The sequence below is a fragment of the Treponema endosymbiont of Eucomonympha sp. genome, from assembly GCF_001028545.1.
On the sequence record NZ_BBPW01000498.1, the window covers coordinates 1 to 531 of the forward strand.

1 protein-coding gene is annotated in these 531 nt (G+C 62.1%); it reads left to right on the forward strand.

Translation table 11 applies throughout. From position 1 onward, the window contains the following. Positions 1–51: 51 nt before the first annotated feature. Complete coding sequence (locus AWU74_RS07765; RefSeq protein ID WP_062328790.1) at positions 52–477, forward strand: hypothetical protein; 426 nt, start codon at positions 52–54, stop codon at positions 475–477. The last annotated feature ends 54 nt before the right edge of the window (positions 478–531 follow it).

The window sequence follows — 531 nt, forward strand, 5'->3', positions numbered from 1 at the left end:
GGGAATGACTGAGCGATTCACCGCGGCGTTCAGCGACAGCGCGTGGACGTAATGCGGGATTTTGCGAACTCGGCAGTCCGCTTCAACAAGCGAATGCGGGACGACGACAAACTCTTTTGGGGAATCCGCTCCGCGAACACGCCCACAAGCCACGGCGCGCCGACGTCCCAGCCCGATACGGACGTGCTGAACAGCATAAACCACTTTGAGCACAAAGTGCGCGCCCTTAATCACGTTACCGGCGACACGTCAAAACCCGCCGACGCATACGGCGTCCGCTATTCGTGGCAAATCGGCGGGGAAAGACCGGCGACGGGAGCGGCTCTGCCCAAAACGAAATTCAGCCGGAAAACGACGCTCGTCATAGCTCACACAGAGGCGAACAAGGCACAGACGGCGTATTACGCGACGTGCTATGAAAACGGCAAGGGCGAACAGGGACCGTGGAGCGCGATAACGGAAGCGGTTGTCGCGTAAAACAGGCGCCCGCCCGGGTCTTTGCGGTCGGGGGGGGGGGGGGGGGGGGGGGGG

Excerpts from the sequence above, each read along its gene's own strand:
- AWU74_RS07765 (WP_062328790.1), top strand. The coding sequence starts at position 52 with ATGCGGGATTTTGCGAACTCGGCAGTCCGCTTCAACAAGCGAATGCGG.